Raw genomic sequence first — 23,389 nt, forward strand, 5'->3', positions numbered from 1 at the left:
GGAGGCCTGCCATGGCGTTCCAGCTGTCCGGAATCGATCCGGCCCCGTTCGAAGCGTTGTTCGCCCTGGATGACGCACGATTGCGCGAGCTCGGAGCGAAGCGCTGCATTGCCGACAGCGACAGGGGCTATCCCTGCCGCGTCAGTCTGGAGGATGCGAAGACGGGCGACGAACTCCTGCTGCTGCCCTACGAGCACCAGCCTGCGACATCGCCGTATCGTGCCTCGGGTCCGATCTTCGTCCGCCGCGGCGCGATGCGGCGGGTATTGCCGGCCAGCGTCGTGCCGCCATACGTGTCCGCGCGGCTGATGTCGTTGCGTGCCTACGACGCCGGGCACATGATGATCGATGCCGAGGTCTGCGAAGGGGTGGATGTCGCCCGCGAGCTCGCGCGCATGTTCCGCGCCAGCGCCATCGCCTACGTCCACCTGCACAATGCCCGGCGCGGCTGCTTCTCCTGCGTTGCGCATCCGGCCTGGGACGAATCCTTCGGTTGCACCGGGGGTTGATCGCGGCAGGAGCGCCCCTATCTCCGGAACATCCGCCCTCCGGAGGCCGCATGGACCCCAGCCAGAATCCCCACGTGTTCCACGCCACCACCATCCTGTCGGTGCGCCGCGACGGCAAGGTGGCCGTGGCCGGCGACGGCCAGGTGACGCTGGGCCATACCGTGATGAAGGGCAATGCGCGCAAGGTGCGCCGACTGGGCAAGGACGGCCAGGTGCTGGCCGGCTTCGCCGGCGCGGCGGCCGACGCGTTCACGCTGTTCGAACTGTTCGAGTCGAAGCTGGAGAAGCACGGCCAGCTGCAGCGCGCCGCGGTGGAGATGGCCAAGGATTGGCGCACCGAGCGCCGCTTCGGCAAGCTCGAGGCGCTGTTGGCGGTGGCCGACAAGGACACTTCGCTGGTCATCAGCGGCACCGGCGACGTGATTGAACCCGAGGACGGCATCATTGCCATCGGCTCCGGTGGTTCCTACGCGCTGTCCGCTGCGCGCGCGCTGCTGGCGCACACGCAGCTCGAGGCCCGCGCCATCGCCACCGAGGCCCTGGGCATCGCCGGCGACATCTGCATCTACACCAACCGCAACGTGGTGGTGGAAGAACTCTGACGCTCCAGCCCCTCTGCCGCTTGCGGGAGAGGGGCCGGGTGGGGGCCGTTCGCCGAGTGGCCCACGCACCCTGATCCGGCGCTTCGCGCCACCTTCTCCCGCATGCGGGGGAGGCGAACATGATTCCCGAGGCTCCTTTCCCGATGTCCAGCAAAACCGGCAACACCTCCTCTACCATGACCCCGCGCGAGATCGTGCAGGAACTCGACCGCCACATCGTCGGCCAGCATTCGGCCAAGCGCGCGGTCGCGATCGCGCTGCGCAACCGCTGGCGCCGGGCGCAGCTGGCCGACGACCTGCGCAACGAAGTGATGCCCAAGAACATCCTGATGATCGGCCCCACCGGCGTCGGCAAGACCGAGATCGCGCGCCGCCTGGCCACGCTGGCGAACGCCCCGTTCGTGAAGGTCGAGGCGACGCGTTTCACCGAAGTGGGCTACGTCGGCAAGGACGTGGAGCAGATCATCCGCGACCTGGCCGACACCGCGGTCAAGCTGCATCGCGAGCAGGCCAAGAAGAAGGTGCGCACGCAGGCCGAGGAGCGCGCCGAAGACCGCATCCTCGACGCCCTGCTCCCGCGCCGGGAAGCGCCGCAACCCGCGTTCGGCTTCGGCAATGCCACCACCACGGTCGACATCGGTGCCGAGCCATCGGCCAAGGAATCCGGGACGCGGCAGAAGCTGCGCCGCCAGCTGCGTGCCGGCGAGCTGGATGAGCGCGAGATCGAGATCGACGTGTCCGCCAACGCCGGCGTCGACATCATGACCCCGCCGGGCATGGAAGAAATGGGCCAGCAGTTGCGGCAGATGTTCGCCAACCTCGGCGGCGGCAAGACGCATTCGCGCAAGCTGGCGATCAAGGCGGCGCGTCCGCTGCTGGCGGAGGAAGAGGCGGGCAAGCTGGTCAACGAGGACGACGTGCGCGAAGCCGCCATCGAGGCCTGCGAGCAGCACGGCATCGTGTTCATCGACGAGATCGACAAGGTGGCCAAGCGCAGTGAGGGCGTCGGTGCCGACGTCAGCCGCGAGGGCGTGCAGCGCGACTTGCTGCCGCTGGTGGAAGGCTCGACCGTCAGCACCAAGTACGGATCGGTCAAGACCGACCACATCCTGTTCATCGCCTCGGGCGCGTTCCACCTGGCCAAGCCCAGCGACCTGATCCCGGAAATGCAGGGCCGTTTCCCGATCCGGGTGGAATTGAGCGCGCTGACCAAGGACGATTTCGTCCGCATCCTCACCGAGCCCAAGGCGTCGCTGACCCGGCAGTACGTCGAGCTGATGAAGACCGAGGGCATGGCGCTGTCGTTCACCGATGACGCCGTCGATCGCCTTGCCGAGATCGCCGCGCAGGTCAACGAGCGCCAGGAGAACATCGGCGCGCGCAGGCTGCACACCGTGCTCGAGCGCCTGCTCGACACCGTGAGCTACGACGCGCCGGACAAGGCGGGCAGCGTTGTCGTCGATCGCGCCTACGTGGATGCACACCTGGGCGAACTGGTACAGGACCCGGACCTGAGTCGCTACATCCTCTGAGCCCGCGTCGCCAGCCGCGGACGTCGCGGACTGCGGGGCGGGTCACGGTTGCCGCTGGCGCTGCCATTTATCGTCTCCCTTGTTTGGGAGGCATGCCATGGCGAGGATCGGGCTGGTGCTGTTCGCGTGCGTGGCGTTGCTTGCGTCTGCGTCAGCGCATGCGCAGACGCTGCTCGGCCACCTCGAGTTGCAGTGGGGTGATCCGTCGCCGGAACTGCACGCCCGCTACAAGGCTGGCCATGACGCCAACGGTGCGCCTCGCTTCAACGTGAGCCTGCTGACCGACCGTGGCGTGCGCGTCGCGCTTGATCCCGCGCAGGCGCGGCGCGCGGCGGGCGACCTGCATGCCCTGTCCGGCAGGCGCGTGGCCATTGCGCTGTCGCAGGCGAAGTCGCAGTCCGGTCTGCAGGGCGTGGAGGTCATCGTGCCTGCCGACGACATCGGGCAGCAGCCCGAGCACCTGGTCGCCGGCAAGGCCGATGCCGTCCACAAGTCGGTGACCGGTTCGCGGCGCTGGATGACAGTGGCCTGCAAGTTCAGCGATGTGCAAACCGAGCAGAAGACGATTGCGTTCTTCCAGGGGCAGTACGGCGAAGCGCCGGGCCAGCTGGGACATTACTGGCGCGAGGTGTCGCACCAGAAGACCAACCTGCAGGGCAGTGATGCGGTCGGCTGGTTCACGCTGCCGCACCCGCGCAGCCACTATGTCGACGAGTCGGGCGACAAGCCCAAGGCCGACCTGACGAAGCTGTTCAACGACTGTACCGGTGCGGCCAACCCAACCGTGGATTTCTCCACGGTGCTTGGCATCAATCTCATGTTCAACGGCGATCTGGATGGATTTGCCTGGGGCGGAAGCCGCTCGGCGATGCTGGACGGCCCGAGGCGGAATTTCCCGACCACGTGGAACCCGCCCTGGTCGTTCAACAACCTCGCCGTGCTCGCGCACGAGATGGGCCACGGCTACGGGCTGCCGCATTCGGACAACTCCGACGGCGACGACGATCCCTACGACAACCCCTGGGACGTGATGAGCGACAGCTGGCGCAATGCGGTCAGCGACCCCACCTACGGTACGCGACCCAAGCACATCAACATCGTGCAACGTGACCGGCTGGGCTGGGTGGACGCGCCGCGCAAGCGCACGGTCATGCCCACCGATGAAGCTGTGACGGTAGCGCTCGACTTCGCCCACCTGCCGGCGTCCGGAAATACGCAGATGCTGGTGCTGGCGATGCCGCAAGCCCCCGATCCGTACCGGACGACGCTCTATACGCTGGAAGCGCGACAGCGCGCCGGTACCTACGAGGGGGCGCTGGCCGGTACTGCGGTGATCATCCATCGCCTGCGGCAGGACTACAGCGGCCTCGCCTACAGCCAGGATGCCGATGTGCCGCCGGCGGACAGGTCCAACAACGAAGGCTCGATGTTCAAGCCCGGCGAAAGCTGGGTGACCCCGGAAGGCATGTTCCTGGTGCGGGTGGTGTCGCAGACGGCGACCGGCTTCATGGTCCAGATCGACAAGCCACGCCTGACCGGCGGCAACAACCCGGCAAGGCAGCGCTAGCGCGCGAACCTCGGGTCAGTCCTCGCCGATGTCCTCATGCCACACCTCGGGGTGCGCGGCGATGTAGTCGCCCAGCATGCGGATGCAGGCCTCGTCCTGCAGGTCGACCACGGCCACGCCATGTTCGCGCAGCCAGTCGTGGCCGCCCTGGAAGTTCACCGACTCGCCCATCACCACGGTGCCGATGCCGAACTGCCGCACCAGCCCGCTGCAGTACCAGCACGGCGACAGCGTGGTGACCATGATGGTGTCGCGGTACGAGCGCTGGCGCCCCGCCTTGCGGAACGCGTCGGTCTCGCCATGCACCGACGGGTCGCCCTCCTGCACGCGTCGGTTGCGGCCGCGGCCGAGCAGGGTGCCGTCGCGGTGGAACAGGGCGGCGCCGATCGGGATGCCGCCCTCGGCCAGGCCGAGGCGGGCCTCCTCGACGGCGATGGCAAGCATGGCGCGGTAGTCGGGTGTCGTTGGCATGGCGGGTTCAGCGGATGTGGCGATGCCACCAGTCTGCCCGCGGCGATGCGTGACGGGAAGCGCATGGCAACGATGCGATAATCGCGCCATGGACAATCCGAAAGACCAGGGCACCACCCATTTCGGCTTCCGCGACGTGCCGCTCGGCGACAAGCAGAAGCTGGTCGGCGAAGTCTTCTCGTCGGTGGCCGGCAACTACGACCTGATGAACGACCTGATGAGCCTGGGCATCCATCGGGTCTGGAAGCGCTACTTCGTCGCCACCGCGCAGGCCCGCCCGGGAGACCGGGTGCTCGACCTGGCCGGGGGCACCGGCGACATCGCCGCCCTTCTGAAGGAGCGCGTGGCACCGCGGACGGCGCGCAGCGACCGCGAGGTGGGCAGCGTGGTGCTGGGCGACATCAATGGCGAGATGTTGCGCGTCGGCCGCGACCGCATGACCGACCGCGGTCGCGTGCGCGGCTTCCAGTACGTGCAGTGCAATGCCGAGACGCTCCCGTTCCCCGACGCCAGCTTCGACCTGGTCACCATCGCATTCGGCCTGCGCAACGTCACCGACAAGGATGCTGCGTTGCGCGAGATGCGGCGCGTGCTGAAGGTCGGCGGGCAGGCGCGGGTGCTGGAGTTCTCGGAAGTGAAGGTGGACTGGTTCAAGCCGGTGTACGACTTCCACTCGTTCAACGTGCTGCCCAGGCTGGGCAAGCTGTTCGCCGGCGATGCCGACAGCTACCAATACCTCGCCGAATCGATCCGCAAGCATCCACCGCAGGACGAATTGAGGGCGATGATGGACGATGCGGGCTTCGCGCGTGCCCGCTATCGCAACCTGTCCGGCGGCATCGTCGCCATCCACGACGGCTGGAAGGACTGAACCCGGCGGGCTTACTGCCCGCTTCCCGAACGCGGGGGCCGGGCGTCAGCGCTGTTGCAGGCCCTCGTCGCGATCGCGCCGGGCGTCGTCCAACCGGTCGTCGCGTGCGCGCCGTTCTTCGCTGAGCGTGCGATCACGCTGCGTGCGTGCCGCGTCAAGCACCGCGTCGCGCTCGGTACGCGCAGGGTCGAGGATATCGTCCCGCTTGCGTCGTGCCTGCGCGAGTGCGTAGTCGCGCTGCTCGCGGGTGGCCCGGCCTGCGTTGAAGTCGTTGTGCACTTCGCGGCTGACGTTGTTGAACTCCCCATGCGCCCGCCGGGACAGGCAATTGAAACGGTCGTGCTGCGCGCGAGAGGTGGTATTGAACGCAGTGTGCTGTTCGCGCGACACGCAATTGAATCGCGCGTAGGCCTGCTGCGAACGGGCATTGAAGATGCGATACAGGTCCGCGCGGTTCGTGGCGCTGAGGTACTCGCCACCGCCGGCCTCGGCGATCGCGCGCAACTGGCGTGCCTCGTCGCTGCCGACGCCGAAGCCGATCACGTTGACCACGACATTCACGTCCGCCGCCTGCAGCCGGCGTGCCGCGGCGACGGGATCGCCGCCGCAGGTCTCGATGCCGTCGGACACCATGTAAATGACGTTGCCCGCGGCATCTCCAGCACCGGCGGCGGCGAAATCCGCGGCGGCGGCATCCAGCGACGCCGCGATGGGCGTCCAGCCCACCGGCTCGAACGACCGCACCGCCTGCTCGAAGCGGGTTTCGTCGAAGGGTGCGAAGGCGTACCGCAACTCGGTGCCGGCGCAGGATTCGGCCTTGCCGGATTCGCGGTTGTTGCCGCTGTGCCCATACACCCGGAAGCCGACGTTGGCCTGTTCCGGCAACCGGCGGCCGAAGTCGAGCAGGGCGTCCTGCGCGATCGTGAGCATGCGCTCGCCACCGATCCGGGCCGCCATCGAGCCCGACGCGTCGAGCATGAGCAATACGCGGCCCGGCGCTGTCTGGCCCGCGCCCGCCACGTCGCCCACGGCGTCGCACGCCTGCGGCGCCTGCTGCACGCTCTCGCCGCACGCGGCATAGCCGCCGTCGTGGCGTTCCGCCAGCGCCTCATAGTAGGCCACGCTGTCCTGGTCGACCTGCGTGGAGTCGTCCGCGCCCACCGGTGTGGACGTCGCGCCAGCGCTCTCGGCGTCCGTCGATGCGTCGCGCTGGCACGCCGTGCCGAACAGCAGGATGGCGGCGGCCATTAACGTCATCCGCGCCCGGACGGGCGCGGTCTTGCGGGTGGGCCCGGTGTTGGACGCAGGCAAGGGGGGCAGGGGCATCCGTTTCATGCTGCTGGCTCCATGGCAACCTGGCGGGGCCGCTGGGCGTGCGTGCCTGCACAAGGTGACGGGCGGCAACAGCAATGGCCTGCGCGGCGTTCAGGCGGGAGTGTCATCGGCGGGCTGTTCATTCCGCGTCGAAGCAGGATGAATGCGCCGCGGGCTGCGGTCCGGCGGGCTGCGCGCGTTGCCTTAGAATTCGTCATCCCCCGCAACTGCCCAGGCAATCCCGGCCATGTCCGTTTCCCTCCTGCGTCCCCTGCTTGCCGCCAGCCTCCTGTCGCTGGCCTTCCTGGCAGGCTGCGCCAACGACGATGCCGCCACGACGTCCGACGCGCCCACGCCCGATCGCACGGAGGCGCCCGTCGATCGCGACGAGCATTCCCACGCCGAGCCGCAGAAGGTGGTGATCGACGACCTGGCGCTGGACCTGGCGCTCGATTTCGATGCCAGGACGCTTGCCGGCACCGCCACCTATACGCTCGAGTGGAACGACGAAACCGCGACCCAACTGCTGCTCGACACGCGCGACCTGGCGATCGAACGTGTCGAAGGCGAGGTGGACGGGCAGTGGGGCCCGCTGCAGCATGCGCTGGGCGAACGGCACGACACGCTGGGCAGCCGGCTGGCCATCGAAACCCCGCAGCGCCCCGGCAAGGTGCGCGTGACCTACCGCACCTCGCCGGACGCCTCCGGCCTGCAGTGGCTCACGCCGGAAATGACCGAAGGCAAGCAGTTGCCCTTCATGTTCAGCCAGTCGCAGCAGATCCACGCGCGCAGCTGGGTGCCGCTGCAGGACACGCCGCAGGTGCGCTACACCTACAGCGCGCGCATCACTACGCGCCCGGACGTGATGGTGCTGATGAGCGCCGACAACGACCCGGCCGCCGCACGCGACGGCGAATACACCTTCACCATGCCCCAGCGCATCCCCTCGTACCTGATGGCGATCGCCGCCGGCGACCTGGTGTTCAAGCCGATTTCCGCGCGCAGCGGCGTGTGGGCCGAGCCGGCGATGGTGGACAAGGCGGTGGATGAATTCGCCGACACCGAGAAAATGATCGTCGCCACCGAGCAACTGTACGGACCGTACCGCTGGGAGCGCTACGACCTGCTGGTGCTGCCGCCGTCGTTCCCCTACGGCGGCATGGAGAACCCGCGGCTGTCGTTCATCACCCCCACCGTGATCGTCGGCGACCGCTCGCTGGTGTCGCTGATCGCGCACGAGCTGGCGCACAGCTGGTCGGGCAACCTGGTCACCTTCTCCAGCGCCAGGCATGGCTGGTTGAACGAAGGCTTCACCAGCTACGTCGAGGCCCGCATCGTCGAGGCGCTGTACGGGCAGGACGTGTCGGACATGGAATACGTGATCTCGCGCAACGCCCTCAAGCGCGGGATGTCGACCATGCCCGAGGCGACCCAGGCGCTGGCGGTCAAGCCCGGCACCGAACTCGATGCCGACGATGCGTTGAGCGCGGTCGCCTACGACAAGGGCGCCTGGTTCCTGCAGTTCCTGGAGCAGCGTTACGGCCGCGACGTGTTCGATGCCTTCCTTCGCGGCTATTTCGACCACTTCGCCTTCCAGAGCATCACCACCGAACAATTCCTTGCCTACGCGAAGCAGCATCTGTTCGACGCGCATCCCAACGTGGTGTCCGACGCCGAGATCCAGGAATGGGTGTACGGCCCTGGCATCCCGCCGTCCGCGCCGCAGGTCCTGTCGCAGCGCTTCGGCATCGTCGATTCGGCGCGGCTGGGCTGGCGCGGCAGCAAGCAGTTGCCGCCCACCTCGATCACCCAGCCATGGACCACGCAGGAATGGGTGCACTTCCTCGAGGGCATGCCGGAGATGCTGCCGGTCGCCGAACTCGCGCAGCTCGACGAGGCCTATGGTTTCACCGGGACCGCAAATGGCGAGATCGCGATGCGCTGGTATCCGCTGGCGATTCGTAGCGGCTATGCGCAGGCCAACGATGCGGCGGTGGCCTTCGTCGAGCGCATCGGTCGGCGCAAGTTGATCGTGCCGGTCTACGAGGCGCTGGTGCAGACCGAGCCCGGTCTGGCGCTGGCGCGCGAGGCGTTCGCACGCGCACGTCCGGGCTACCATCCGATCACCACCGGATCGGTGGAGCGGATCATCGCCGAGGCCAGGCCCCGTCCCGTGCCGGCGGCGGCACCGGCCGCGCCGGAGCCGTACCCGGCCGCGGAAGACCCGAACGCCGGCGTGAACACCGGCGGCGCGTCGATGCGCTGAGCCGACGCCGATGTCGTGGCTGGTGCTCCTGTGCGCGATCGCGCTGCTGGTGGCGCTGGCCTTCGCGCTGGTCGTGCTTGCGATCTGGCGCGACCCGGCGCGGTTGATCCGCGCAGAGTACGCGCGACAGCGCATTGCCTGCGGTTTCGTCCGCCGGCAGGTGGCGGTCGATGGGCTGCGTTGGTGCTATGCGGAGCGCGACAGCGATCACGCAGGCACTCCGACACTGGTGATGCTGCATGGCTATACCGGCAGCAAGGAGAACTGGTACCGGCTGTGCACGGCCTTGCCCCGACGCTACCGGCTGTTGGCGCCCGACCTGCCCGGCTGGGGCGAAAGCGAGCGCGTGGCCGATGCGGACCACGGCTTCGCCGCGCAGGCCGTGCGTGTCGCCGGCTTCCTGCGCCACGTCGCTCGCGGGCCGGTGGTGCTGCTGGGGCATTCGATGGGTGGCGGCATTGCCACGCTGGTGGCCGCGCGGCATCCCGACCTCGTCGACAAGCTGGTGCTGCTGGATGCGGCCGGCGTTGAGTTCGCGGAGAACGCCTTCGGCCGCGCGGTGCTCGAGGGCGGCAATCCATTCGGGGTTGCGGATTCGGCCGCACTCGACCAGTACTTTTCCATCCTGTTCCACGAACGCCACGCGCGCCCGCGGTTGCCGTGGCCGGGGTCCTGGGCCTACATGGCGCACCGTCGCCGCGAGGCCGCGTTCGAACAATCGGTACTCGACCGCATCGGTCGCAGTGACGAGCGCTTCCTGCCCGGGCAGGAAGCCACGCGGATCAGGCAGCCGACGCTACTGCTGTGGGGCGCGCACGACGCCGTGATCGATCCGAGCGCGATGGCGCTGTATGCCGAGCGGATCCCGCACGCGCACACGGGCTTGCTCGAACGCAGCGGGCACATGACACTGATGGAAGAGCCCCGTGCCGTCGCGGAGGCGGTGGTCGCATTGATCGAGGAGGAGTCCGCATGAAGACCCGCATGTGCATGTTGTCCGCGGCGCTTTCGCTGGTGGTGTTGGCGGGTTGCAGCGACAGGGAAGCTGCCCAGGCCGCGCGCGCGCAGGCGCAGGCCGATGCGAACGCGGCCGCCGCCGGGCAGGCGGAAGCAGCGTTCAACGCGGCGGTCGAGGAGGAGAACTGGGCGCTGGCCAAGGCGCAGGCCGACGTGCTGCTGGCGCGCTGGCCCGGCACCGACGCGGCCGACCGCGTGCAGGCGAGCTACGACGAGGTGAAGTCGAAGGGCGACGCCGCCAACGAGGCGCGCCGCACCGAAGCGCTGTGGGCCTACAACACCGAGGCGGTGAAGGGTGGAAACCAGCTGTCGGCTGCGATTTATGCGAAGGACCCGCTGGACGTTGACGGCACGGGCCGCAAGCCGGTGCGGCTGATCTTCCGTGACCATCCCGACTGGGGACGAAGCAGCTATCTGGTGCTGCAGGCTGGCGATTTCGCGCAGGCCTGTTACCGCAACTGCCGGGTTACGGTGACTGTCGACGACGGCACGCCGCGACGCATGGCCGCGCACCGCCCGAAAACCGAAGAAGCCATCGCCATGTTCATCGACGACGAGAAGGCGATGTGGGCATTGACCCGCGACGCGAAGGTGGTGCAGGTCACGTTCGCCACCCGTGCAGCCGGCGACCAGACCGCGGTGTTCGAGGTTGCAGGGCTTGACCGGACGAAGCTGCCCGGCTGGGATTGACCCGATCACCCTCCCGGCCTGAGCTCCGCGCCTGCCACGACCTGTTCCAAGTCACTGGACTCGACACCGTTCGCGTGTCGCCACCACGCGGTTCCGGCGCAGGATGGCGCAGTCCGGCACCGGTTGCATCGCGACTGCGGGTCATCCGGGCTGAAGTAATGCGAGTCGGACACGCACCGAGGGCGGGGCTTCCTGCAGTCCGAACGCCCGTCCAGCCGGGTCTCAGTGCGTGTGTGTGCCGGCCTGCGCGTATCCCACCAGCACGATGCCGGGCGCGTCCGGCGCGGCGGGAGGCGCAGGAGGCGCGGGCTGCGTCGGAGGGCTCGCCGGTGCCGGCGGTGCAGCGGGCGCCTTCGACGTCGGCGCACGGGGCGGGGCGGGTGGAGCCGGGGGCGCGGGTGGTGCCGACGGCCATGTCATGAGCTTCGGGATCGCGATGCGCGTCTGTGCGTTGCGACGGTCGCGCAGGTAGTCCACTGCCACGCTGTCGCCTTCGCGCTTGTGGCGCAGCCGGTCCATGACCTCGCGCGGGGTGGTGACCGGCTGTCCGTCGACGCGACGGATCACGTCACCCGCCTGCAGGCCGTCGAGGTCCCCGGTCGACAGCACCAGTACGCCGCTGTCGGTGCCGAAATAGCGGCCCAGCTGCGGATCGATCGAGGCGAGGTTGAGGCCGTTCCAGCGGAACGCCGACAGCAGGCGTGGCGTTTCGCCGCCGACGATGCGGGTCACTTCGCGATGGATGTCCGGCGAGACCCCGGCGATCCGCTCGAGCTCGATCGAATCCGCATTGATCTCGAAACCGCCATCGGGCCGGGTGCGGATGAAGATCGCGCCATCGGGCCGCACCAGGCTGCCATCGCCTGCATTGAAGATCGCCACCCGGCTGTCGCGCTGGGGCGTGACCCGCGCGGTGGCGCGCCGTCCGTTACGCAGGTACGTGATCGCCGTGGGCGCTTCGGTCCCCAGCGCGCCCAGCAATTTGCGGGCGTTCTCGACGCGCAGCGCACCGTTGCTGCCAAGGATGTCGGTGCCGTCCACCGACACCAGCCGGTCGCCGCTGCGCAGCCCGGCCTTCGCGGCCGGGCCGTCGGGCGTGACGCCGGTGATGCGCACGCCGGGCTCGTCATCCGGTGCCAGCACGACGCCGATCACCGGCCGGTTCCGCGCTTCCACGATGCGTGCCTGCAAGTCGCGTGCGGACGCCGCATGCGTCGCGGCATCCGCGGCGTGCGTGCGGGCCAGTTCGGCATAGCGGCGTGACGCGCGCTCCATGTCGGCGCGGGCGTCGGCCAGCGCCCGGGCGCGGTCTGCCTGCGCCGTCGGCGTGTCGTTCGCGAGCGCAGCGCCGCTGGACACGCAGCCCACGGCCAGCGCGAGCAACAGGGATCGGGTGAGGGGGCGGAGGGTCGTGGTCATGGATGGGTTCCTGGGTGGATCCGAATGGTGCGCGCCAAGGCGCGTGTCGAGGGGGGTCAATCCAGCTGCACCAGCGCCGCATCGAAGCTGCCGCCCTGTGCGGCCAGCCAGCGGCGCGTGCCTTCGAAGCCGGCCAGTACGCGCAGGTCCTCGACGCGCTGCTGCCAGAGCGACGCGCGCTGCTCCTGGGTCAGGCCAGGCTGCATCAGCGCGGCGTCCACCGTGGCCAGCCGTGTTTCCAGTTCGTCGGCGAGCGCAATCGCGGTGCCGCTGGCCATGCGGTCGTCACGGGCCACGGCCAGCAGGGTTTCAAGCTGTGCCGATTCGGCGTACAGCGCTTCCAGCGGATCGGTCGTGGACGCGGTGGCCGCAGGCCAGTCACGTACCGGCGTATCGGTGCCGGTGTCGAGCCATTGCAGTCGCCAGGGCAGTGCGACCGCCAGCAGCACCGCGGCGGCCGTGGCCAGCCACACGGGCGCGCGCGCGCGCGGACGGCGCGCATCCAGTCGAGCCGCCAGGGCGTTCCAGTCCGGTGCAGGCGGTGTCTCCCGCGGCAGGGCCGCGAAGGCGTCGTGCCAGGTCGTGGGTTGCGAGGGTGCGCGGTCGGTGGCGTCAGGCATGGGCCGCCTCCGTCTGTGGGGATGTCTCGGGGTCCAGCAGGGCACGCAGGCGACGGGTGCCGCGTGCGAGCTGCGATTTCGAAAAACTGGCGGTGCGTTGCATCAGTGCCGCGATCTCTTCATGGGTATAGCCTTCGGCGTGGTACAGCCACAGCACGCTGCGGGTGTTCGCGGGCAGCGCCGCAAGTGCACGCTGGAGCAGCACGGCGTCGGCCGCAGCCGGGGGCGGTGGCGCGAGGTCATCGGCCGGCTCGAAGCCATCGTCCAGCGGCAGCTCGTCGGCATGGCGGCGGCCGCGGCGCAGCTTCATGAGTGCTTCGTTGACCGCGATCTGCCGCAGCCAGCCCCAGAACGGACTCTCGCCGCGGAAATCGCCGATCCGGTCGATCACTTTCAACATCGTCTCCTGCAGCACGTCGGCGGCCTCGTCGCGGTCGCCGCAGATGCGCAGCGCCAGGGTGAACACCGGGCGCTCGAACCAGCGGTAGACCTGTTCGAATGCCGCCCGGTCGCCGGCCCGCACCCTGGCCAGCAGGGCGGTGGGCAGCTCGATCGCGAAGCTCGACGCGGGCCGGGGTTCGGGTGGCATTCCCCATTGTGGATGCGCCCCGGCGGGAAAGGGTCGCAACGTGGGCACGTTCCGGTCACAAACCCGGCCCGGCGGCGGTCTGGCACCTATACTCGCCGCCAGGACACCCAAGGAGAACGCCATGCCCGGCTCGCTGCTCGCCATCGTCCTGCTGGTCGCAGGCATCATCATCCTGTTCAAGACCGTGCGCATGGTGCCGCAGGGCTATGAATGGACCGTCGAGCGCTTCGGCAAGTACACCCACACCATGACCCCGGGCCTGCACTTCCTGGTGCCGGTGGTCTACGGCGTCGGCCGCAAGGTCAACATGATGGAACAGGTGCTGGACGTGCCCAGCCAGGATGTCATCACCAAGGACAATGCCGTGGTGAAAGTGGACGGCGTGGTGTTCTTCCAGGTGCTGGATGCGGCCAAGGCCGCCTATGAAGTCTCCAACCTCGAGATCGCCACGATCGCGCTGGTGCAGACCAACATCCGTACCGTGATCGGCTCGATGGACCTCGACGAATCGTTGAGCAACCGCGAGACCATCAACGCGCAGCTGCTCAACGTGGTCGACCAGGCCACCAATCCGTGGGGCATCAAGGTCACCCGCATCGAGATCCGCGACATCGCGCCGCCGCGCGACCTGGTGGACGCGATGGCGAGGCAGATGAAGGCCGAGCGCGAGCGCCGTGCCGTGATCCTGGAGGCGGAGGGGCATCGTTCGTCGGAAATCCTCCGGGCAGAGGGCGACAAGCAGGCGGCGATCCTGCAGGCCGAAGGCCAGAAGGAGGCCGCGTTCCGCGAAGCCGAGGCGCGCGAGCGTCTTGCAGAGGCGGAGGCGAGGGCGACGCAGATGGTGTCCGACGCGATCGCCAAGGGCGACGTACAGGCCATCAACTATTTCGTGGCGCAGAAGTACGTGGAGGCGTTCAAGGAACTGGCGACCGCGCCGAACCAGAAGTTCGTGCTGATGCCGATGGAGTCGAGCGGCATCATCGGGTCGATCGCAGGCATCGCGGAACTGGCGAAGGAAGCGCTGGGCAAGCAGCAGGGCGAGACGCGCACGCGCCTCGACAACACGCCGCCGCGCGCCAACTTCCCGAGCGGAGGCTGAGTCATGTCGATGCGCTGGGACGTGGTGATCTGGGCGGCGGTGGCGCTGCTGTTGTTCGCTGCCGAAGCGCTGGCGCCGGGTGCCTTCATGTTGTGGATGGGCTTCGCGGCGGCGGTGGTGTTCGTCGGCGTGCTGTTCGTACCGGGGGTTCCACTGCTGGCGCAGATCGCCGCGTTCGTGGTGCTGAGCTTCGTGTCGATCCAGGTCTACCGGAAATGGATCCGCAAGCCGGGCCGCGAGCGGCAGAGCGACCAGCCCAACCTCAACCGCCGTGCCGCGCAGCACGTGGGCCGCGTATTCCCCCTGGAGCAGCCGATCGTCGCCGGACGCGGGCGGGTCAAGATCGGCGATGCGTTCTGGGTGGTCGAAGGGCCGGACCTCGACGTCGGCACCCCGGTGCGCGTGGTCGGGACCGACGGTGTTTCGTTGCGCGTGGAGGCAGCGGCGCAGGGGTGATCGCCCCGGCGAGGGATGAGCCCGCGATTGTGTAACAGTGCGCCGCGCCGCTAGCGTGCGCGCCATGGGCCACGATCACGACCACGCCAGCGCCACCAGCATCCGCCACGAGAAGCCGCTGTGGTGGGCGCTGGCGCTGATCGCCAGCTTCATGCTGGTCGAAGTGGCGGCGGCGCTGGCCACCAACAGCCTGGCCCTGCTGTCCGACGCCGCGCACATGGCCACCGATGCGCTGGCGCTCGGCATCGCGCTGGTCGCCGTGCGCCTGGCACGCCGCCCGCCCGATGCCCGCCGCAGTTTCGGCTACGTGCGCACCGAGGCGATGGGGGCGCTGGCCAATGGCGCGCTGTTGTTCGCGCTGGCCGGCTACATCCTCTACGAATCCGTGCACCGTTTCCTGCAACCGGCACCCGTCGGATCGCTCGGCATGCTGGTCGTCGGCCTGCTGGGGCTGGGGGTGAACCTGGTCGCGATGCGCCTGCTCAAGGCCGGCAGCGGCGAGAGCCTGAACATGAAGGGCGCCTACCTGGAAGTGTGGGCGGACATGCTGGGGTCGGTGGGGGTGGTCGTCGGTGCGCTGGTCATCCACTTCCTTGGATGGACGGTGGTCGATCCTCTCATCGCCATCGCCATCGGCCTGTGGGTGTTGCCGCGGGCGTGGACGCTGGTGCGCCAGGCGGGCCACGTGCTGATGATGGGCGTCCCCGACGGCATCGGCCTCGACGAGGTGCGCGTCGCGCTCTCCGAAGTGCCGGGCGTGGTGGACGTGCACGACCTGCATGTCTGGTCGCTGGCCTCCAGCCAGGCATCGATGACGGCGCACCTCGTGGTCGGTGACGGCGTGGATGCCGGAACGGCGCGCCGCCGGGCGCTGGGCATGCTGCACCAGCGATTCGGCATCGACCATGCCACCCTGCAGGTGGAGGACGGCGAATGCGACGGGCCGGACTGTGGATCGGGGCGCGCGCACGGCCACGCGGATGGGTGCGGACACGGGCATTGACCCGTCGCGCGGGCGCGGGTGGCGGCAACGGCGATCTGGGATAATCGCGGTCTTTCGCAGACACGGGCCGCGCAATGACCAGCAAGACCATCCTCAACGACAGCCACCGCGCGCTTGGCGCCCGCATGGTCGACTTCGGTGGCTGGGACATGCCGCTCAACTACGGCTCGCAGATCGACGAGCACCACCAGGTCCGCCGCGATGCCGGCATGTTCGACGTCAGCCACATGACCGTGGTCGACCTGCGCGGCGCGCGTACGCGCGAGTTCCTGCGCCGCCTGGTCGCCAACTCGGTCGACAAGCTGCAGAAGCCGGGCAAGGCCCTCTACACCTGCATGCTGAATGCACAGGGCGGCGTGATCGACGACCTGATCGTCTATTTCATGGCCGAGGACTGGTTCCGGCTGGTGGTCAACGCGGCCACGCGCGAGAAGGACGTCGCGTGGATCTCGGCCGGGGCACAGGCCTTCGAGGTGACGGTCGCCGAACGCCCGGAACTGGCGATGGTCGCGGTGCAGGGCCCCAACGCGCGCGAGCGCGTGACCGGCCTGCTGGCCGATGCCGACGCCGCCCGTGTCGGCAAGCTGTCGCGCTTCGCCGCGGCCACCGTGGACGATGCGCGCTTCGGTGAACTGTTCGTCGCGCGCACCGGATACACCGGCGAGGACGGGTTCGAAGTCGTGGTGCCGGAAGAACGCGCGATCGCGCTTTGGGATGCGCTGCTGGCCGCGGGCGTCAAGCCCGCAGGCCTGGGGGCGCGCGACACGCTGCGGCTGGAGGCGGGCATGAACCTCTACGGGCAGGACATGGACGAAGGCGTCACGCCGCTGGAAGCCGCGCTGGCCTGGACGGTCGCGTTCGACGAGGGACGTGCGTTCACCGGTCGCGACGCGCTGGAAGCGCAGAAGGCCGCCGGCGTGCCGCGTCAGATGGTGGGCCTGGTGATGGACGACAAGGGCGTGCTGCGCCACGGACAGCGCGTGCTGACCGGCGCGGGCGATGGCGAGATCCTGTCGGGCACGTTCTCGCCCACCCTGGGCAAGGCCATCGCATTCGCGCGGGTGCCGGCGGGCGATGCCGCGGCGCTGGGCGAGGTGCGGGTCGACATCCGCGGCAAGGAAGTCCCGGTGCGCGTGGTCAGGTTTCCCTTCGTGCGGGACGGCAAGCCGATCGACGGCATCTGAACACTTGCGGCAAGCCCATGCCGCTTCGCTACACTAGCGCCACCTTCCCCAGACGCGTTTCCCGGAGTCCACGATGAGCGAGATCCCTGGCGATTTGAAGTTCATGAAGTCCCATGAGTGGGCACGCATCGAGGGCGACGGCAAGGTGACCGTCGGCATCTCCGACCATGCGCAGGGCCTGCTGGGCGACCTGGTGTACGTGGACCTGCCGGCGGTCGGCGACAGCGTCGATGCGGGCAATGCCTGCGCCGTGGTCGAGTCGGTCAAGGCGGCGTCCGACGTCTACTCGCCGGTGTCCGGCACGGTGACGGCGGTCAACGCCGCGCTTGCCGACAAGCCCGAGACGATCAACGAGGATGCCTACGGCGAAGGCTGGCTGTTCGTGGTCGAGGTCAGCGAACCCGACCAGTTGAACGACCTGCTGGAACCGGACGACTACGCCGAACTGCTGGAAGACGACGACCACTGAACGGTCGTCCCCGCCGCCGCGGCAACGCGCGTGCGGCGTCGAAGCTCGACCGGAACGCCGCCGTGGCAACGGCGGCGTTGTTCGTTCCGGGCTGCGCAAAAGCTGCGCAAATGTCCTTGTGCAACGCCATATGTCGATCCCCTCGGAAATTATTTTCAGCACGCCCGGGAGGCATCCGGCCGAACTTCAGCCGGGTCGCGCGCATGCATGCGCGTGTTGCGCCGCGCGTACGTCACCCGTGGTGCGTATCGCGTAAAAGTGCTTGATTTGCGCACTTTCATGCAACATGCCTGCGCGCGTGCAGCTGCATTGCGATGCCTGCGCGCGATGCGTCGTTCGCCTGCGCGGGTGCTTGCGCGGTTTGCATCGCCGCCCCGGTGGCTGAAGAAAAGCCGACCGGGGTGTTGACAGTTGAAAAAACCGTGATTAGGTTTCGCCCCAACAGACGTTCCCGCAGACAAAGAGTGAGTCGGAACCAGGCGAAAACGCGCAGCACTAAAAAGCACTCCGCCCCGGACTTCTACAAGGTGGATGCAGGCGCCGTCTCCGCTGCAAAAACATCGTCGCCCCACATTCCACGCCCGCACCGACCGATGGTGCGGGCGTTTCAGTATCCGCGGTGCGCACCTGCCGGTGCCATGCCGCCATCGAATCCGTCCGGGTCCGCGTTGCGCGCCGGCGGTTGCGTCCGGGTCCGATACCCGTACGCCGTTTGAGCACTGGGCAGCAGTACCAGCAAGTCAACTGACGAGGAGAGCCATCACATGGCCACGAAGAAAGCTGCAAAGAAACGCCCCGCCAAGAAGGCGGTCAAGAAGGTGAAGAAGGCCGTGAAGAAGGCGGTCAAGAAGGTCACCAAGAAGACCGCCAAGAAGAAGCCGGCCAAGAAGGCAACCAAGAAGGTAGCCAAGAAGAAGACGGCCAGGAAGACCACCAAGAAGGCTGCCAAGAAGAAGGTCGCCAAGAAGACCACCAAGAAGGCCGCCAAGAAGAAGGTAGCCAAGAAGAAGACTGCCAAGAAGGCAGCCAAGAAGACCACCAAGAAGGCTGCCAAGAAGAAGGTAGCCAAGAAGGCGACGAAGAAGGCTGCCAAGAAGAAGGCTGCCAAGAAGCCCGCCAAGAAAGCCGCAAAAAAAAAGGCTAAGAAGCGCGCCAAAAAGGCGCCGGCCGTAGCAATTCCGGCTGCACCCGCGCCGTTGATGTAAGCAGTCCAGCGAATCCGCAGGACACGACTCCTTCCCCGCGCCGCCCAGGCGGGGAGGGAGTTTTTTTATGGGCGGTCGGCGTCCGGCGCCTGGCGCCGGTGCGACCGGTCAATGCGGCGTGGCGTCTGCGCGCGACGCGTGCGCGCCACCGGTGGCCGAGGCGGTTGCCGGCGCGGCCGGCGCGTCGTTGGTCTGGTCCGCGAACAGGCTTTCGATGGCCGGATCGATGTCCATCCACGGCTGCTGCGGCAGGCCGATGGCGCGGTCCAGGATGGTCGGCAGCAGGCCGGAAGGTAGCCCGCTTTCGCTGTTCCAGAGGATCACGATGCCCAGGTCGCGTTCGGGCAGCATCGCCATCACGCCGCGATAGCCCTGCACCGCGCCGCCATGGAACACCATGCGGTGGCCGGCGTAGTCGTACACGCGCCAGCCCAGGCCGTAGCCGGCGGCATTGAGGCGTTCGCGCCGCCATGAGCCGCCGCGCAACTCGCTGGGCGTGCCGACGATCGGTGCCTGCAGCGTGGCGAGCAGCGGCGCCGGCAACACGTCCGGGCGATGGCCGCCCTGCGCGATCAGCCACTGTGCCATGTCGCTGATGCTGGCGTTGACGCCAGCCGCCGGGGAGACGCGGTAGTACGTCGGCAGCGGGGTGACCGAACGCCAGCCCGCGCCGGCACGCACGTGCGGCTTGGCCCAGCGTGGGCTGGCCATGATGCCTTCCAGGCCAAGGCTGGAATCGTTCATGCCCAGCGGCTTGAGGATCTTGCGGCTGACGGCCTCGTTGTAGAACTGGCCGCTGGCCGCGAAGACGACGTCGCCGATGAGGCTGAAGGCGACGTTCTGGTAGTCGTAGCAATCGCCGGGCATGCAGGTCATCGAGACCTGCGACAGGCGCGCGACGAGGTCGCGATAGTCGGCGTTGGCTTGGATGTCGCGGTCGAAGGTGGTGCGCGGCAAGCCGACGCGATGGCTGAGTACGTCGGCAACGGTCAGACGCTCCGCGGCCGTCGGGTTGGAGAACCGGAGGCTGGGCATGAAGTCGACCAGCGGGCTGTCCCAGCGTAGCGCGCCTTCGGACACGAGCATGCCGGTGACGGTACCGGCGAACGGCTTGGACAGCGACGCCAGCCGGAACACGGTGTGCGCATCCACCGGCTCGGCGTTGCGCACGTCGGTGATGCCGTAGCCGCGCGCCGAGAGCACCTTGCCGTCGTGGACGATGGCCATCGCCAGGCCCGGGATGCGCTGGTTGGCGACGAGGTCCTGGGCGATGGCTTCGAACAGGCGCACGTCGAACGTGTTTGCCAGCGGCCTGCGCTCGACCTGCACCGGCAGAGGCACCGGGGCGTTCGCCGCGAACGGCACCGGCGTGGTCACATCCGCCATGGCCAGCGCGTCTTGCCCTGCAGGCGATGGCGTCTGTGCGGTGGTGGAAAGTGTGGTGAGCGAGAGCAGGGCGGCGGACGCGAGCAGGGCCCTGCGGAGCGGCTTGCGGTGCGCTGCGCTGTCTTTCATCAGGTGTGTCCCCTGCGTATGCTCTGCCTGCGGGCCGATGATAGCGCCTGATCCGGAAATTGCATGAACAAGGAGAACTGTGATGGGTAGCGTATTGATCCTGCTGGTGATCCTGGTCGGATTGGCGGTGGTGGTGGGCGGTTGGGGCATCGGCATCTACAACGGCCTGGTGACCGCGCGTAACGCGTTCAAGAATGCGTTCGCGCAGATCGATGTGCAGCTGCAGCGCCGTTTCGACCTGATCCCGAACCTGGTCGAGACTGCCAAGGGCTACATGGCGCACGAACGCGGCACGCTGGACGCCGTGGTCGCGGCGCGTGGCGCGGCGATTTCCGGCCTGAATGCGGCAAAGGCCAATCCGGGCGATCCGGGTGCGATGGCGGAACTTGCGGCCTCGCAGGGCATGCTGAATGGCGCGCTTGGCCGGCTGCTCGCGGTGGTGGAGGCCTACCCGGACCTCAAGGCCAGCCAGAACATGATGCAGCTCACCGAAGAGCTGACCAGCACCGAGAACAAGGTCGCCTTCGCGCGCCAGGCCTACAACGATGCGGTGATGGGCTACAACAACAAGCGCGAGGTGTTCCCGTCGAACATCGTCGCCGGCGTCTTCAACTTCGCCCCGGCCGCGCTGCTCGACATCCCGGCCGACAAGGCCGAAGTCCGCGAAGCGCCGAAGGTGCAGTTCTAGAGACCCGCCCCTCCCCCGCGAGCGGGGGAGGGCTGGGGTGGGGGCCTCGGGCGTCCGCTCCAGCTTGCCCCCATCCCGGCCTTCCACCCGTAAAGGGCGCAATGCCCCGCACGCGGGGGAAGGAGAGTGCAGACATGAACTTCTTCGAACGCCAGGCCCAGGCCCGACGCAACACCACCCGGCTGGTGGTGCTGTTCGCGCTGGCGGTCGTTGGCATCGTGCTGGCCGTCGACCTGGGCGTGGCGCTGGTGTTCGGTGCCAATGCGACCGTGCTGGCGATGGCATCGCTGCTGACGCTGGGCGTGATCGGCATCGGATCGCTGTACCGCATCGCGTCGTTGCGCGGCGGCGGCGAATCGGTCGCGCAGCAGATGGGCGGCGTGCCGGTGCGGGAGGACACCACCGACTACCACCTGCGCCGCCTGCGCAACGTGGTGGAGGAGATGTCCATCGCGTCCGGTGTGCCGGTGCCCGCCATCTACGTGATGGAGCATGAGTCCGGCATCAACGCCTTCGCCGCCGGCTATTCGCCTTCCGATGCGGTGATCGCGGTCACGCGCGGCGCGCTCGAACGACTCAACCGCGACGAGCTGCAGGGCGTCGTGGCGCACGAGTACAGCCACATCCTCAACGGCGACATGCGGCTCAACATCCGCCTGGTAGGCGTGCTGTTCGGCATCCTGATGCTGGGCCTGATCGGCCGCAAGATCCTGCAGCATGCGCATGGCTTCCGTGGCCGCGATGGCCTGCCGGTGCTGGTGGGTGCGCTGATCGCGATGCTGGTCGGCGCCGTTGGCCTGTTCTTCGGCCGCATGATCAAGGCCAGCGTCAGCCGGAGCCGCGAGGTGTTGGCCGACGCCTCGGCGGTGCAGTTCACCCGGCAGCCCGCGGGACTGGCTGGCGCGCTGAAGAAGATCGGTGGCCTGCAGGAAGGCTCCAGGCTCGCCGAACGCGCCGACGCCGAGGAGGTCAGCCACATGCTGTTCGGCGACGGCACCGGCCTGAGCGGGTTGTTCGCCACGCATCCGCCGCTGCTGCAGCGCATCCAGGCGCTGGAGCCAGCGTTCAAGGCCGACCAGCTGCAGCGCCTCCGGGCGCAGTGGCTGGCGACGCCTCCAGACGGCCTCGACGAGGATGCGCGGATGGGGCTGGTCGGCCCCGGGCGCGCCGGATCGCCATTGCCGGCGCAGGCCGCGCAGCTCGACGTCACCCCACCCATGGTGTCGGCGCAGGTGGCGCATCCGAAGAACGACGATTACCTGCGCGCGGACGCGATCGTCGCGGCGATCGGCGACGACCTGCACGATGCCGCCACGCGGCGTGAACACGCCATGCCGCTGCTGCTGGGCCTGCTGCTGTCGAACGAGGGGCGCGTGCGCAGCCTGCAGCACGAAGAGATCGTGGCGCGCATGGGCAAGCTGGCCGCGACGGAAGCCGAACGCCTGCGCGCCGAATCCCTGCATGACCTGCACCCGATGCTGCGCCTGCCGCTGGCGATGATGGCGTTCCCGGTGCTGCGCCTGCGGCCGCGTCCGGAGCTGGCGACTTTCCTCGACACCGTGCATGCGGTGATCCATGCCGACGGCCAGGTGTCGCTGTTCGAATACTGCCTCGGGCGGCTGCTGGAAACGCACTTGCGCGAAGCGCTCGACCCCTCGCGCCATGCGCGCTTCGGACGGCGCAAGCCGGGCAACGTCAAGCAGGAGTTCGCCACGCTGCTGGCCGTGATCGCGCAGGCCGGCAATCCCGGCAGTGCCGAGGACGCCCGCCGCGCCTACCTCGCCGGCATGCAGCGCGTGCTGCCGCGCGACCACCTGCCGTACGCGCCGCCCGCAGAAGGCATCGTCGCGCTGGATGCGGTGTGGGCGCCGCTGGATGCCCTGGACCCGCTGGCCAAGGAAGTGATGGTCGAGGCGCTCACCGCAACCGCCAGCCACGACGGGCGCATTTCGGTCGCCGAGGCCGAATTGCTGCGCACCATCTGCGCGGTGCTGCACTGCCCGCTGCCGCCGATGTTGGAGCGGGTGTAGGCGCATCTGCCGTGCGGCGTCCATCGCCGGTGAGACCAGCGCGCGTCGTTGTCTGCTGAGCCGGAACGTGGCTATTCCGCTGGCTGGGAGATTCCGCGGATCAGGTCCGACACGCGCTCCGCGATCATGATCGTCGGCGCGTTGGTGTTGCCGCCGATCAGGGCGGGCATCACCGAGGCGTCGACCACGCGCAGGCCGTCCACGCCGCGCACGCGCAGTTCCGGATCGACCACGGCACCGTCGTCGCTGCCCATGCGGCAGGTGCCGACGGGG

The 23,389-nt window shown here is 68.5% G+C and carries 22 protein-coding genes and 1 pseudogene; 16 read left to right on the forward strand and 7 right to left on the reverse strand.

From position 1 onward, the window contains the following. Nucleotides 1-11 precede the first annotated feature (11 nt). The 4 genes from E2F46_RS13375 to E2F46_RS13390 all read left to right on the forward strand — a co-directional run bounded on the left by E2F46_RS13375 (nt 12) and on the right by E2F46_RS13390 (nt 4,210). Nucleotides 12-509: a DUF1203 domain-containing protein gene (locus tag E2F46_RS13375; RefSeq protein ID WP_133322871.1), complete on the forward strand. Its 498-nt coding sequence runs from the start codon at nt 12-14 to the stop codon at nt 507-509. A 50-nt stretch (nt 510-559) separates the two neighbouring features. After that, nucleotides 560-1,111 (forward strand): ATP-dependent protease subunit HslV, encoded by a 552-nt coding sequence (gene hslV, locus E2F46_RS13380; protein WP_133322873.1) that lies wholly within the window; start codon nt 560-562, stop codon nt 1,109-1,111. 143 nt (nt 1,112-1,254) lie between these two features. Further along, a complete protein-coding gene (hslU, locus tag E2F46_RS13385; RefSeq protein ID WP_133322875.1) occupies nt 1,255-2,643 on the forward strand; it encodes an ATP-dependent protease ATPase subunit HslU in 1,389 nt (462 codons plus the stop codon). A gap of 97 nt (nt 2,644-2,740) precedes the next feature. Then, nucleotides 2,741-4,210, forward strand: a complete 1,470-nt coding sequence (locus E2F46_RS13390) for a metallopeptidase domain-containing protein (RefSeq protein ID WP_133322878.1) — start codon at nt 2,741-2,743, stop codon at nt 4,208-4,210. Between the two features lie 15 nt (nt 4,211-4,225). Here E2F46_RS13390 and E2F46_RS13395 read toward each other — a convergent pair whose 3' ends face one another. After that, nucleotides 4,226-4,681 carry a nucleoside deaminase gene (locus E2F46_RS13395; protein ID WP_133322880.1) on the reverse strand — a complete coding sequence of 152 codons (456 nt, stop codon included), beginning with the start codon at nt 4,679-4,681 and terminating at the stop codon, nt 4,226-4,228. Between the two features lie 88 nt (nt 4,682-4,769). On the opposite strand from E2F46_RS13395, the gene ubiE reads away from it, so the two are divergent. Next, on the forward strand, nt 4,770-5,552 hold the full coding sequence (gene ubiE, locus E2F46_RS13400; RefSeq protein ID WP_133322883.1) for a bifunctional demethylmenaquinone methyltransferase/2-methoxy-6-polyprenyl-1,4-benzoquinol methylase UbiE: 783 nt from the start codon (nt 4,770-4,772) through the stop codon (nt 5,550-5,552). A gap of 45 nt (nt 5,553-5,597) precedes the next feature. Here the strand turns inward: ubiE and E2F46_RS13405 are convergent, their stop codons facing one another. Beyond that, complete coding sequence (locus E2F46_RS13405) at nt 5,598-6,887, reverse strand: VWA domain-containing protein (protein WP_133322885.1); 1,290 nt, start codon at nt 6,885-6,887, stop codon at nt 5,598-5,600. A gap of 226 nt (nt 6,888-7,113) precedes the next feature. Between E2F46_RS13405 and E2F46_RS13410 the strand changes: the two genes are divergently transcribed. The 3 genes from E2F46_RS13410 to E2F46_RS13420 are packed head-to-tail and all read left to right on the forward strand — an operon-like array spanning nt 7,114 to nt 10,839. Beyond that, on the forward strand, nt 7,114-9,132 hold the full coding sequence (locus tag E2F46_RS13410) for a M1 family metallopeptidase (RefSeq protein WP_133322887.1): 2,019 nt from the start codon (nt 7,114-7,116) through the stop codon (nt 9,130-9,132). 10 nt (nt 9,133-9,142) lie between these two features. Next, nucleotides 9,143-10,108 carry an alpha/beta fold hydrolase gene (locus E2F46_RS13415; protein ID WP_133322889.1) on the forward strand — a complete coding sequence of 322 codons (966 nt, stop codon included), beginning with the start codon at nt 9,143-9,145 and terminating at the stop codon, nt 10,106-10,108. Then, on the forward strand, nt 10,105-10,839 hold the full coding sequence (locus E2F46_RS13420; RefSeq protein WP_133322891.1) for a hypothetical protein: 735 nt from the start codon (nt 10,105-10,107) through the stop codon (nt 10,837-10,839). Before E2F46_RS13415 ends, E2F46_RS13420 begins: the two co-directional genes overlap by 4 nt. 222 nt (nt 10,840-11,061) lie before the next feature. Here E2F46_RS13420 and E2F46_RS13425 read toward each other — a convergent pair whose 3' ends face one another. From E2F46_RS13425 to E2F46_RS13435, 3 genes are read right to left on the reverse strand one after another with little or no spacing between them, the layout of a single operon-like run. Next, nucleotides 11,062-12,258 carry a PDZ domain-containing protein gene (locus tag E2F46_RS13425; protein ID WP_133322893.1) on the reverse strand — a complete coding sequence of 399 codons (1,197 nt, stop codon included), beginning with the start codon at nt 12,256-12,258 and terminating at the stop codon, nt 11,062-11,064. A gap of 56 nt (nt 12,259-12,314) precedes the next feature. Beyond that, entirely contained in the window at nt 12,315-12,878 is a 564-nt protein-coding gene (locus E2F46_RS13430) for a hypothetical protein (RefSeq protein ID WP_133322895.1), read from the reverse strand. Then, on the reverse strand, nt 12,871-13,467 hold the full coding sequence (locus E2F46_RS13435) for an RNA polymerase sigma factor (protein ID WP_133322897.1): 597 nt from the start codon (nt 13,465-13,467) through the stop codon (nt 12,871-12,873). The genes E2F46_RS13430 and E2F46_RS13435 overlap by 8 nt, the downstream gene beginning before the upstream one ends. 121 nt (nt 13,468-13,588) lie before the next feature. Between E2F46_RS13435 and E2F46_RS13440 the strand changes: the two genes are divergently transcribed. The 6 genes and pseudogenes from E2F46_RS13440 to E2F46_RS17580 form a co-directional block, all read left to right on the forward strand. Continuing rightward, nucleotides 13,589-14,566 carry an SPFH domain-containing protein gene (locus tag E2F46_RS13440; RefSeq protein WP_243720436.1) on the forward strand — a complete coding sequence of 326 codons (978 nt, stop codon included), beginning with the start codon at nt 13,589-13,591 and terminating at the stop codon, nt 14,564-14,566. 9 nt (nt 14,567-14,575) lie between these two features. Beyond that, nucleotides 14,576-15,022, forward strand: coding sequence for an NfeD family protein (locus E2F46_RS13445; RefSeq protein ID WP_133322934.1), 447 nt, complete (start codon nt 14,576-14,578; stop codon nt 15,020-15,022). 64 nt (nt 15,023-15,086) lie between these two features. Further along, on the forward strand, nt 15,087-16,025 hold the full coding sequence (locus tag E2F46_RS13450) for a cation diffusion facilitator family transporter (protein WP_133322899.1): 939 nt from the start codon (nt 15,087-15,089) through the stop codon (nt 16,023-16,025). Between the two features lie 74 nt (nt 16,026-16,099). Then, on the forward strand, nt 16,100-17,209 hold the full coding sequence (gene gcvT, locus E2F46_RS13455) for a glycine cleavage system aminomethyltransferase GcvT (protein ID WP_133322901.1): 1,110 nt from the start codon (nt 16,100-16,102) through the stop codon (nt 17,207-17,209). Between the two features lie 73 nt (nt 17,210-17,282). Continuing rightward, a complete protein-coding gene (gcvH, locus tag E2F46_RS13460) occupies nt 17,283-17,678 on the forward strand; it encodes a glycine cleavage system protein GcvH (RefSeq protein WP_133322903.1) in 396 nt (131 codons plus the stop codon). A 995-nt stretch (nt 17,679-18,673) separates the two neighbouring features. Then, nucleotides 18,674-18,751: pseudogene (locus E2F46_RS17580) on the forward strand (histidine biosynthesis protein HisIE); the annotation flags it as partial. Between the two features lie 240 nt (nt 18,752-18,991). On the opposite strand, the gene E2F46_RS13470 reads toward E2F46_RS17580, so the two are convergent. Further along, complete coding sequence (locus tag E2F46_RS13470; RefSeq protein ID WP_133322907.1) at nt 18,992-20,398, reverse strand: serine hydrolase domain-containing protein; 1,407 nt, start codon at nt 20,396-20,398, stop codon at nt 18,992-18,994. Between the two features lie 82 nt (nt 20,399-20,480). Here E2F46_RS13470 and E2F46_RS13475 point away from each other — a divergent pair, with 82 nt between their 5' ends. Both E2F46_RS13475 and E2F46_RS13480 read left to right on the forward strand, forming a co-directional pair. Further along, the gene (locus tag E2F46_RS13475; protein WP_133322909.1) at nt 20,481-21,086 is read left to right on the forward strand and encodes a LemA family protein; all 606 of its coding nucleotides are present in this window, start codon (nt 20,481-20,483) and stop codon (nt 21,084-21,086) included. A gap of 134 nt (nt 21,087-21,220) precedes the next feature. Continuing rightward, a complete protein-coding gene (locus tag E2F46_RS13480) occupies nt 21,221-23,116 on the forward strand; it encodes a M48 family metallopeptidase (RefSeq protein ID WP_133322911.1) in 1,896 nt (631 codons plus the stop codon). Between the two features lie 71 nt (nt 23,117-23,187). On the opposite strand, the gene E2F46_RS13485 is transcribed toward E2F46_RS13480, so the two are convergent. Continuing rightward, nucleotides 23,188-23,389: GMC oxidoreductase (locus E2F46_RS13485; RefSeq protein WP_243720437.1), on the reverse strand; the 202-nt coding region annotated here is incomplete at its 5' end.

Source organism: Luteimonas aestuarii, assembly GCF_004357985.1.
Lineage (GTDB): Bacteria > Pseudomonadota > Gammaproteobacteria > Xanthomonadales > Xanthomonadaceae > Luteimonas > Luteimonas aestuarii.